We start from the raw sequence: 10358 nt of genomic DNA on the forward strand, positions 1-10358 counted from the left end.
AGACGACCATGCAGCACACCACCCACACCAACCATGCGCCGGCGCGTCCGGCGCAGGCGGCCGGCACGGTCCGGCGCACGTCGGCGCGCTACAAGATTCTCGCGCTGCTCGCGATCGGCACGATGATCAACTACCTCGACCGCACCGTGCTGGGGGTGGCTGCGCCGCAGCTTACCAAGGAGCTCGGCATCAACGCGGCGGTGATGGGCATCATGTTCTCCGCGTTTTCGTGGACCTACGTCGCGATGCAGGTGCCGGGCGGCCTCTTTCTCGACCGCTTCGGCAGCAAGATCACCTATTACTGGTCGATGACGCTGTGGTCGCTGTGCACGCTGCTGCAGGGCTTCGTGCCCGGCGTCGCGACGCTGCTCGCGTGCCGCCTCGGCCTCGGCATCACGGAAGCGCCGTGCTTCCCGACCAACAGCCGGGTGGTCGCGACGTGGTTCCCGCAGAACGAGCGCGCGATGGCGACCGGCACCTACACGGTCGGCGAGTACATCGGCCTCGCGTTCTTCAGCCCGGTGCTGTTCGCGCTGATGGGCGCGTTCGGCTGGCGCTCGCTGTTCTGGGTCGTCGGCGGTGTCGGCATCGCGTTCGGCCTGGTCTGGTGGAAGTTCTACCATGAGCCGCGCAACCATCCGGGCGCGAACAAGGAGGAGCTCGAATACATCGAGGCGGGCGGCGGCCTCGCGCACAGCGCGAATAAGAACGACCGGCCCGCGCAGGCGAAATTCAGCTGGAGCATGGCCGGCAAGCTGCTGAAGAAGCGCCAGCTCGCGGGCATCTGCCTCGGCCAGTTCGCGGGCAACTCGACGCTGGTGTTCTTCCTGACCTGGTTCCCGACCTATCTCGCGACCGAGCGCCACATGGGCTGGCTGAAGATCGGGTTCTTCGCGGTGATGCCGTTCATCGCCGCGTCGGTCGGCGTGATGTTCGGCGGGATCTTCTCCGACTGGCTGCTGCGTCGCGGCAAGTCGGCGAACCTCGCGCGCAAGCTGCCGATCATCGCGGGCCTGCTGCTTGCATCGACGATCATTCTCGCGAACTACGTGCAGAGCAACGAAGCCGTGATCGCGATCATGTCGGTCGCGTTCTTCGCGCAGGGGATGGCCGCGCTCGGCTGGACGCTCGTGTCCGACATCGCGCCGGACGGCCTGCTCGGCGTGACGGGCGGCATCTTCAACTTCGCGGCGAACCTCGCCGGCATCATCACGCCGCTCGTCGTCGGCTTCATCGTCGCGTCGACCGGCTCGTTCGTCGGCGCGCTGGTGTTCATCGGCGTGATCGCGCTGATCGGCGCGGCGTCGTACATCTTCGTCGTCGGCGACATCAAGCGGATCGTGCTGTAACGCCGGCACGCGGCGGCAGGACCTCGGGCCCGGCGGGAGCAAACCGCCGGGCCTTTTTCGTTCATGGCGCGGGGCGCAGCGCGATGCCGAGCGCCTCGATCGCGTGCGCGATCGCGGCGACCGCGCGCCGGACGTCGTCGGCGTCGATCGCGCCGATGCAGCCGACGCGGAACGTTTCCAGTTGCGTGAGCTTGCCCGGATAGAGGATGAAGCCGGCGTCGCGCACCGTGTCGTAGAAGCGCCTGAAGTCGTATGCCGGATCGTCCGGCGCATGGAACGTCACGATCACCGGCGCCTGTACGCGCGCGTCGAGGAACGGCTCGAAGCCGAGCGCACGCATCGCGTCGACCAGCGTCCGGCAGTTCTCCGCATAGCGCGCGCCGCGCGCGGGCTGGCCGCCCTCGGCGAGAAACTGGTCGAGCGCCACGCGCAGCGCGGCGGCCACGTGCGTCGGCGGCGTGAAGCGCCACTGGCCGGTCTTGCGCAGGTACGCGTACTGGTCGTGCAGGTCGAGCGCGAGCGACGGCGAGCGGCCTTCGCAGGCTTCCAGCGCGTCGCGCCGCACGATCGCGAACCCCATCCCCGGCACGCCTTCCAGGCATTTGCCGCTGGCCGAGACCAGCGCGTCGATGCCGCTGCCGTCGAGCGTGATCGGCAGCGCGCCGAACGAACTCATCGCATCGACGATCAGCCGCTTGCCGTGCCGCCGGCAGCACGCGGCGATCTCGTCGAGCGGATTCAGGATGCCGGCGCTCGTCTCGAGATGCACGAGCGCGACATGGGTGATGCGCGGGTCGCGCGCGAACGCCGCCTCGATCGCCGCGGGATCGGCCGCGGACGCCTCGCCGAACGGCAGCGCGATCGCGTCGATCCCGAGCCGGCCGAGGATCTTCAGGATGCGCGCGCAATACGCGCCGTTGTCCGGCACGAGCACGACGCCGTCGCGCGGCACCAGCGTGCCGAGCGCGGCTTCGACCGCGAACGTGCCGCTGCCCTGCATCGGCACGCACACGTATTCGGCGCCGCCGCGGGCGATGCCGACGAGGTCGGCGCACACGCTTTCGGTCAGGCGATTGAATTCGGCATCCCACGAGCCCCAGTCGCGCTGCATCGCGTCGCGCGTCGCGGCGGACGTGGTGAGCGGGCCGGGGGTGAGCAGGATCGGGGCGGTGGCGGACATCGGTTTTTCTCCAGCACGGGTCGGATGAAACGCCGGGCGGCGTTTCCGGGTGACGGCCATCTTAGTGGCAAATTATGTCATTTTGTGGAATTGTGGGTGGTCGTCACGGGCTTGTCATCGAACGCTGTGATCCTTCGCTTGCCGCACGAAACCGCATCGGTCCAGCACCGGTCGGGCGGCGATGAGGCGGGCCGCCCGGCGGTTCGCCCCCCAATAACTGCTCTGCATGGGGCCAGAGTCAGCGCTGAAGCGCCAACTCTGGCCGACAGAGCCGGTCGTGCCCGGCCGTTTGGTGTTCCGTCTACGGAGAAGTGAGATGACACTGCAGAATTCCTCGCGCGCCGCTGCCGGCGCGTTCCGCAAGCTCGCGCTGGCCGCCTGCGCCGCCGGCCTGCTGCAAGGCGTCGCGCTGTCGGCGCACGCGGCGAACGCGGTCGTGCTGTATACGGCGGACGGCCTGGAAAACCTCTACCGCGACGTGCTGCCGGCCTTCGAGAAGAAGGAAGGCGTGAAGGTCAACATCGTCACGGCGGGCAGCGGCGAAGTCGTCAACCGCGCGAACATCGAGAAGAACTCGCCGAAGGCGGACGTGATCGTCACGCTGCCGCCGTTCATCCAGCAAGCCGGCCAGATGGGCCTGCTGCAGCCGTACCAGAGCGTCAACTACAAGAACGTGCCGGCGATCGCGAAGGCGGAAGACGGCAGCTGGGCGACGTTCGTGAACAACTATTTCTCGTTCGCGATCAACCCCGAAGTCGTCAAGCAGCAGCCGAAGACGTTCGCCGACCTGCTGTCGCCGAACTACGCGGGCAAGGTCGCGTACTCGAACCCGGCCACGGCCGGCGACGGGATGGCGGTGCTGATCCTGACGACCACGCTGATGGGCGAGGACAAGGCGTTCGACTACCTCGCGAAGCTGTCGCAGAGCGTGAAGTTCCACACGAAGGGCACGGGCTACCTGAACGTGCTGCTGTCGCGCAACGAGATCAGCTTCGCCAACGGCGACCTGCAGATGGATCTCGACGACGCCGAGCACGGCGGCCTGTCGATCAAGCCGATCTTCCTCGCGGCGAAGGACGGCGACCAGCCGACGACGTTCCAGCTCCCGTACGGCATCGGCCTGATCAAGAGCGGCCCGAACCAGGACGCGGGCAAGAAGCTGATCGACTACCTGATGTCGACGGAAGTGCAGGCGAAGGTGCCGGACATGTACGGCATCCCGGGCCGCACCGACGTGCCGCTCGCCGGCAAGAACGGCGAGGCGGTCAAGAAGGCGATCGCGGGCGTCAAGCTGATCCCGGTCGACTGGAGCCAGGTGATGGCGAAGAAGCCGGTGTGGCTGGAGCGCTGGAAGAAGGACGTGATCGGCAGCTCGGGCAAGCAGACCGAAGTCGTCAAGCCGAAGTGACCGGCGCACGCCGCGTGCAATTCCGCCTGCAATTGAAAGGATGAAACCGGTGGATACCGCCATGACCCATCCCGGCGCATTCGGCGCCGCCGGACCGCATGCGACGCTGCGGTCCGGCGCGCCGGGCGGCGTGCAGATCGAGCACCTGAGCGTGCGCTACGGCGCGCGCACGGTGCTGGACGATCTGACGCTGTCGATCGGCGCCGGCGAATTTCTGACCGTGCTCGGCAAGAGCGGCTGCGGCAAGACCACGCTGCTGCGCTTCATCGCCGGGTTCGTGAAGGCCGACGGCCTGACCGGCACGCTGACCGTTGCCGGACGTGACCTGACCTATGCGCCGCCGCACAAGCGCAATCTCGGTCTGCTGTTCCAGAATTACGCGCTGTTCCCGCACCTGTCGGTGTTCGAGAACGTCGCATTCGGCCTGCGCGCGCGACGGATGTCGTCGGCCGAGGTGACGCGCCGCGTCGCCGACGCGCTGAAGCTCGTCCAGCTCGGCGACGCCGGCCACCACCTGCCGGCGCAGCTGTCGGGCGGGATGCAGCAGCGCGTCGCGCTCGCCCGCGCGCTCGTGATCGAGCCCGACGTGCTGCTGCTCGACGAGCCGCTGTCCGCGCTCGACGCGAACCTGCGCGCGTCGGTGCGCAGCGAATTGAAGGCGCTGCACGAGCGCCTGCCGAACCTGACCGTCGTGTGCGTGACGCACGACCGCGACGACGCGCTGGTGCTGTCCGACCGCGCGTTGCTGATGCGCGACGGCCACGTCGCGCAGCTCGGCACGCCGCAGCAGCTTTACGACGCGCCGCGCAACGGCTACGTCGCGCGCTACCTGGGCCCGGCGAACCTGCTGCCGCCGCGCGTGATCTTCCCGCTCGGCGATCCGCGTCACGACGTGCGCGACAGGGTTGCATGCGTGCGCCCGGAGCAGTTGACCGTCAGGCCGCTTGCGGCGGGCGGGCTGCACGGCACGGTCGCGTCGGTCGAGTGGCAAGGCGCCGAGCTGTCGATCGCGGTCGTGGTCGACGCGGCGCCGGAAGAGCCGGTGCGCGTGACGATGCAGCGCGGCCGCGGCGCGGCGCCCGAGCGCGGCGCGCGTGTTTCCCTGCATTGCGAGGCAGACGATGTCGTCCTTATCGAGCCCTGACGCCGCGCTGTCGCCGAAGGCGCTCGCGTCGGCCGCCGCCCATGCCGCCGCCGCGAAGCGCCGCCGGCGCGCCGGCGACTGGCACCTGATCCTGCTCGCGGTCGTCGTGCTCGGCCCGCTCGTCGTCTATCCGCTCGTGCGCCTCGTGTTGCTGAGCCTGACCGGCGATCACGGGCTGAGCTTCGCCGCGTACCGGAACTTCTTCGGCAATCCCGACACACGCAACGTGCTGCTGACGACGCTCGGCGTGCTGTTCGCGAGCGCCGGCACCGCGTCGGTGCTCGGCGTGCTGCTGGCCGCGCTGCTGTTCTTCCGGCCGTTTCCGGGCGCGTCGCTCGTCACGCGCTTCCTGGAGCTGTACGTCGCGTTTCCTTCGTTTCTGGTCGCGTTCACGCTGATCTTCCTGTACGGCTCGCAGGGCTCGGTCAGCATCGCGCTGCAGCAGGCGTTCCATCTCGACCAGCCGCCGCTCGATTTCCTGTTCGGCTTCGGCGGCGTGATCCTCGCGCAGACCGTGTTCTACACGCCGTTCGTCGTGCGGCCGACGCTCGCGTCGTTCGCGACGCTCGACCTGCGCCTGATCGAAGCGGCGCGCAGCCTCGGCGCGTCGGGCTGGATGCTCGCGCGGCGCGTCGTGCTGCCGATCGCGTGGCCCGGGATCGCAGCCGGCACCGTGCTGTGCTTCCTGCTGACGCTGAACGAATTCGGGATTCTGCTCGTGCTCGGCAGCGCCAGGCTCGTCACGCTGCCGGTCGCGATCTACAGCAGCGCGACCGTCGATCTCGACCTGCCGACCGCGTCGGCCGGCGCGGTCGCGATGCTCGCGCTGTCGCTGGCGCTGTATGCGGTCTACCGCCGGGTGAACCGGCGCGCAACGGGAGGGACGCGCGATGTCCGCTGAATATCGTATCGGGCAGGCCGTGCCGCGCCACGAACCGGGCTGGAGCGACGCGCTGCTCAAGCATGCGTCGCGCGTCGCGCTCGCGCTCGCCGCGTTCGCGTGCTTCTGGCTGTTCGTGCTGCCGGTGATCGTCGTCGCGCTGTCGAGCGTGTCGAGCCGCTGGTCCGGCACGATCCTGCCGGCCGGCTACAGCCTGCGCTGGTTCGAGCAGCTCGGTTCGCAGGAATACGGCGCGCTCGCGACGAGCCTCGAGATCGGCTTCGGGGTCGCCGTGATCGGCACGGCCCTCGGCCTGTGGCTCGCGCTCGCGCTCGAAGGGCGCGACCGGCGCGGCGTCGGCGCGCTCGTCGATGCGCTCGTGATGGTGCCCAACGGTGTGCCGAGCGTCGTGCTCGGGCTCGCGGTGCTGATCGCGTATCACCAGAAGCCGGTCGATCTGTCGAGTTCGGCGGCGATCGTCGTGCTCGTGCAGCTCACGTTGATTTTGCCGTTCTGCTATCGCTGCGCGGCAGCGGCGCTGCGCCCGGAGCTGACGGTGCTGCGCGAGGCCGCGGCCAGCCTCGGCGCGCCGCCCGCGATGGTGCTGCGGCGCGTGCTGCTGCCGCAGCTCGTGCCCGCGCTGCGCGCGAGCCTCGCGCTCGGCTTCGCACTGTCGCTCGGCGAGCTCGGCGCGACGCTGACCGTCTATCCGCCCGGCTTCGCCACCGTGCCGATCGTCGTGATCGGGCAGGTGGAGCGCGGCTATTACCTGCCGGCGTCGGCGCTGTCGCTGCTGATGCTCGGCGCGTCGCTCGCGGCGCTGCTGCTGATTGCCGCCCGCGTGCCGGGCGGCCGGCGGGCGGCGCGATGAACGCCGCGTTCGCCTTGCGGCTGCCCGGCGACGCGCCGGCCGCCGGGGCGTCGACGGGCCTGCCGGACCAGTCCGTCGACGTCAACGGCCGCCGCTACCGGCTGCCGGCCGTGCCGACCGTCGTCGTGTGCGTCGACGGCTGCGAATACGACTATCTCGAGCGCGCGGTCGAGGCGGGCGTCGCGCCGTTCATCGGCAGGATGTTCGCGCAAGGCACCGCGTGGCGCGCCGATTGCGTCGTGCCGACCTTCACCAACCCGAACAACCTGTCGATCGTCTGCGGTGCGCCGCCGTCGATCCACGGGATCTGCGGCAACTACTTCTGGGACCCGGATGCCGACGGCGGGCGCGGCGCCGAGGTGATGATGAACGACCCGGCCTACCTGCGGGCGGGCACGCTGCTCGCCGCGGCGTCCGACGCCGGCGCGCGGGTGGCGGTCGTGACCGCGAAGGACAAGCTGCGCCGCCTGCTCGGCTGGCGGATGCGCGGCGTCTGCTTCTCCGCGGAGAAGGCCGCGCAGGCGAACCTCGCGGAAAACGGCATCGTCGACGTGCTCGACTGGGTCGGGCTGCCGTCGCCGGACGTCTATAGCGCGGCGCTGTCCGAATTCGTGTTCGCGGCCGGCGTGCGGCTCGCGCAGACGCGCCAGGTCGACCTGATGTATCTGTCGACCACCGACTACGTACAGCACAAGTGCGCGCCCGGCAGCCGCGGCGCGAATGCGTTCTACGCGATGATGGACCGCTATCTCGCGCAGCTCGATGCGCTCGGCTGGGTGATCGGGCTGACCGCCGACCACGGGATGAACGCGAAGCACGATCCGGCGACGGGCCGGCCGAACGTCGTCTATCTGCAGGATGCGCTCGACGGCTGGTTCGGCGTGCAGGCCGCGCGGGTGATCCTCCCGATCACCGATCCTTACGTCGTGCATCATGGCGCGCTCGGCTCGTTCGCGACCGTCTATCTGGCGCCGGGCGTCGACCGGACGGACGCGATGTGGCGCATCGGCGGGCTCGACGGCGTCGAGCTCGTGCTCGACAACGCGGAAGCCGCGGCACGCTTCGAGCTGCCGGCGGACCGGATCGGCGATCTGGTCGTGATCGCCCGGCGCGACATGACGCTCGGCACGCGCGAGCGCGAACACGACCTGTCCGGGCTGACCGTGCCGCTGCGCTCGCATGGCGGCGTGTCGGAGCAGGAAGTGCCGCTGCTGTTCAACCGTCGCATCGAGCGCGACGATCCCGCGCGTCGTCCGCGGAATTTCGACGTGTTCGATTTCGCGCTGAACCGGATCGCATCATGACTTCCCCGGTTCGGCGGGACCATCCGGCATTTCGTGCCGAGGCATTGCGCTGGTGCGGCGCTCGCGCGGCGCGCGAGCGGACCTTCGACGTCACCGATCCCTATACCGGCATGCGTGTCGGCACGGTGCCGCTCGCGAGCGTCGACGACGTGCGCGCCGCATTCGATTACGCGATGGCTTACCGGCCGGTGCTCACGCGCTACGAGCGTTCGCAGATCCTCGAACGGGCGGCCGCGCTGCTGCGCGAGCGCACCGACGAAGCGTCGGACCTGATCACGCTCGAATCCGGCCTGTCGAAGCAGGATTCGCGCTACGAGATCGGCCGCGTCGCGGACGTGCTGAAGTTCGCGTCGGTCGAGGCGCTGCGCGACGACGCGCAGAGCTTCTCATGCGACCTGACGCCTCACGGCAAGGCGCGCCGGGTGTTTTCGCAGCGCCAGCCGCTCGACGGGGTGATCGTCGCGATCACGCCGTTCAATCATCCGATGAACCAGGTTGCGCACAAGGTCGCGCCGGCGATCGCGACCAACAACCGCGTGATCGTGAAGCCGTCCGAGAAGGTGCCGCTGTCGGCGTTCTATCTGGCGGATCTGCTCCATGAGGCCGGACTGCCCGAACCGATGCTGCAGGTCGTGACCGGCGATCCGCGGGAGATCGCGGACGAGCTGGTGACGCACCCGCACGCGTCGCTGATCACGTTTACCGGCGGCGTGGCGATCGGCAAGGCGATTGCCGCGAAGGCCGGTTACCGGCGCGTCGTGCTCGAGCTGGGCGGCAACGATCCGCTGATCGTCCTCGGCGACGCCGATCTCGACCGCGCCGCGTCGCTCGCGGTGCAGGGTTCGTACCGGAATTCCGGCCAGCGCTGCACGGCGGTCAAGCGCATCCTGGTCCAGCGTTCGGTCGCGCCGGCGTTCACCGAGCGATTGGTGGAGAAGACGCGCGCGTGGTCGTACGGCGACCCGTTCGACCCGGCGAACGAGATGGGCACGGTGATCGACGAAGCGGCGGCGCGCCTGTTCGAGGCGCGCGTCGACGAGGCGGTCGCACAGGGGGCGCGACTGCTGGCCGGGAACGTCCGCCGCGGCGCGCTGTATGCGCCGACCGTGCTCGACCGCGTCGATCCGGCGATGGCGCTGGTGCGCGAGGAGACGTTCGGCCCGGTGTCGCCGGTCATCGCGTTCGACACGATTGACGACGCGATCCGGATCAGCAACGGCACGGCGTTCGGGCTGTCGTCGGGCGTCTGCACGGACAGCACGGAAGCGGTCGTGCGGTTCGTGAACGAATTGAACGTCGGCACCGTGAACGTCTGGGAGGTGCCGGGCTACCGGATGGAGCTGACGCCGTTCGGCGGGATCAAGGATTCGGGATTGGGTTACAAGGAAGGGGTGCAGGAGGCGATGAAGAGCTTCACGAACCTGAAGACCTTCTCGTTGCCGTGGGGATGACGGAATGGCGTTGACGCTTGAAGAGATTCGCGGCCTGTATCGCGAGCATGGCCACGTGGCCTATAGCGGGGAGCCGGTCACGCAGCTCGAGCATGCGCTGCAGAGCGGTTTGCTGGCGGAGGAGGCGGGTGCGGACGACGCGCTGGTCGCGGCGGCGTTCCTGCACGACCTCGGGCATCTGCTGAATCGGCAGGGGCAGACGCCGAGCGCGCGCGGTATCGACGATCTCCATCAATATTACGTATTGCCGTTCCTGCGGCCGCTGTTGCCGGACGCGGTGCTCGAGCCGATCCGGCTGCATGTCGATGCCAAGCGCTGCCTGTGCCGGACGGACGCCGGCTATTTCGAGAGCCTGTCGCCGGACTCGGTGCGCAGCCTCGCACTGCAGGGCGGGATCTTCAGCGACGAGGAGGCCGCGGCGTTCCTGCGGCGCCCGTTTGCGGAGGACGCGCTGCGCCTGCGCCGCTGGGACGATATGGCGAAGGTGGAAGGGAAGGCGACGCCGGATCTCGATCACTATATGGAGATCGTCGCGCGCCAGGTGCGCACGGCCTGACGGGTTGGCAGCTTCCATTTAGGGCCCCGCACGCGGCAGCGTGCGGGGCCCTAAATTTTTTTCACGAAACCCCTTGCGCTTGGCGCGCGACGTGCCTAGAATCACGCCTCTTTCGCGCTGACGGCAACGCGGCGCGGAAGGGGAAGCGGAGCTGGTGGGAGGTCCTGTTGGGGCGCCCGGTCAGCGAAGGAAGATGAACCCCGCAGTCGCAACGA

At 69.1% G+C, this 10358-nt stretch carries 9 protein-coding genes; 8 read left to right on the forward strand and 1 reads right to left on the reverse strand.

The window, feature by feature from the left end:
• Positions 1-8 precede the first annotated feature (8 nt).
• Positions 9-1349 carry an MFS transporter gene (locus HWX31_RS26235; RefSeq protein ID WP_174964276.1) on the forward strand — a complete coding sequence of 447 codons (1341 nt, stop codon included), beginning with the start codon at positions 9-11 and terminating at the stop codon, positions 1347-1349.
• Between the two features lie 61 nt (positions 1350-1410).
• On the opposite strand, the gene HWX31_RS26240 is transcribed toward HWX31_RS26235, so the two are convergent.
• Positions 1411-2529 (reverse strand): 2-aminoethylphosphonate--pyruvate transaminase, encoded by a 1119-nt coding sequence (locus HWX31_RS26240; RefSeq protein ID WP_174964277.1) that lies wholly within the window; start codon positions 2527-2529, stop codon positions 1411-1413.
• Between the two features lie 316 nt (positions 2530-2845).
• Here HWX31_RS26240 and phnS point away from each other — a divergent pair, with 316 nt between their 5' ends.
• From phnS to HWX31_RS26275, 7 genes are read left to right on the forward strand one after another with little or no spacing between them, the layout of a single operon-like run.
• The gene (gene phnS, locus HWX31_RS26245; RefSeq protein ID WP_059772925.1) at positions 2846-3937 is read left to right on the forward strand and encodes a 2-aminoethylphosphonate ABC transporter substrate-binding protein; all 1092 of its coding nucleotides are present in this window, start codon (positions 2846-2848) and stop codon (positions 3935-3937) included.
• A gap of 40 nt (positions 3938-3977) precedes the next feature.
• Positions 3978-5081: a 2-aminoethylphosphonate ABC transport system ATP-binding subunit PhnT gene (gene phnT, locus HWX31_RS26250; RefSeq protein ID WP_174964278.1), complete on the forward strand. Its 1104-nt coding sequence runs from the start codon at positions 3978-3980 to the stop codon at positions 5079-5081.
• Positions 5059-5982: a 2-aminoethylphosphonate ABC transporter permease subunit gene (gene phnU, locus HWX31_RS26255; RefSeq protein WP_059652474.1), complete on the forward strand. Its 924-nt coding sequence runs from the start codon at positions 5059-5061 to the stop codon at positions 5980-5982. Before phnT ends, phnU begins: the two co-directional genes overlap by 23 nt.
• Positions 5972-6832 carry a 2-aminoethylphosphonate ABC transport system, membrane component PhnV gene (phnV, locus tag HWX31_RS26260; RefSeq protein ID WP_010090037.1) on the forward strand — a complete coding sequence of 287 codons (861 nt, stop codon included), beginning with the start codon at positions 5972-5974 and terminating at the stop codon, positions 6830-6832. The genes phnU and phnV overlap by 11 nt, the downstream gene beginning before the upstream one ends.
• Complete coding sequence (gene phnA, locus HWX31_RS26265) at positions 6829-8136, forward strand: phosphonoacetate hydrolase (RefSeq protein ID WP_174964279.1); 1308 nt, start codon at positions 6829-6831, stop codon at positions 8134-8136. The genes phnV and phnA overlap by 4 nt, the downstream gene beginning before the upstream one ends.
• Positions 8133-9587, forward strand: a complete 1455-nt coding sequence (gene phnY / locus HWX31_RS26270; protein WP_174964280.1) for a phosphonoacetaldehyde dehydrogenase — start codon at positions 8133-8135, stop codon at positions 9585-9587. The genes phnA and phnY overlap by 4 nt, the downstream gene beginning before the upstream one ends.
• A gap of 4 nt (positions 9588-9591) precedes the next feature.
• Positions 9592-10143, forward strand: a complete 552-nt coding sequence (locus tag HWX31_RS26275) for a phosphonate degradation HD-domain oxygenase (protein ID WP_174964281.1) — start codon at positions 9592-9594, stop codon at positions 10141-10143.
• Positions 10144-10358: the final 215 nt, after the last annotated feature.

The sequence above is a fragment of the Burkholderia ubonensis genome (genome assembly GCF_902833085.1).
Lineage (GTDB): Bacteria > Pseudomonadota > Gammaproteobacteria > Burkholderiales > Burkholderiaceae > Burkholderia > Burkholderia ubonensis.

What these genes read in the sequence shown, in the direction of transcription:
- phnU (WP_059652474.1), top strand. Translation starts at nt 5,059, where the DNA reads ATGTCGTCCTTATCGAGCCCTGACGCCGCGCTGTCGCCGAAGGCGCTC.
- phnS (WP_059772925.1), top strand. Translation starts at nt 2,846, where the DNA reads ATGACACTGCAGAATTCCTCGCGCGCCGCTGCCGGCGCGTTCCGCAAG.
- phnY (WP_174964280.1), top strand. Translation starts at nt 8,133, where the DNA reads ATGACTTCCCCGGTTCGGCGGGACCATCCGGCATTTCGTGCCGAGGCA.
- phnT (WP_174964278.1), top strand. Translation starts at nt 3,978, where the DNA reads ATGAAACCGGTGGATACCGCCATGACCCATCCCGGCGCATTCGGCGCC.
- phnA (WP_174964279.1), top strand. Translation starts at nt 6,829, where the DNA reads ATGAACGCCGCGTTCGCCTTGCGGCTGCCCGGCGACGCGCCGGCCGCC.
- HWX31_RS26275 (WP_174964281.1), top strand. Translation starts at nt 9,592, where the DNA reads ATGGCGTTGACGCTTGAAGAGATTCGCGGCCTGTATCGCGAGCATGGC.
- phnV (WP_010090037.1), top strand. Translation starts at nt 5,972, where the DNA reads ATGTCCGCTGAATATCGTATCGGGCAGGCCGTGCCGCGCCACGAACCG.
- HWX31_RS26240 (WP_174964277.1), bottom strand. Translation starts at nt 2,529, where the DNA reads ATGTCCGCCACCGCCCCGATCCTGCTCACCCCCGGCCCGCTCACCACG.
- HWX31_RS26235 (WP_174964276.1), top strand. Translation starts at nt 9, where the DNA reads ATGCAGCACACCACCCACACCAACCATGCGCCGGCGCGTCCGGCGCAG.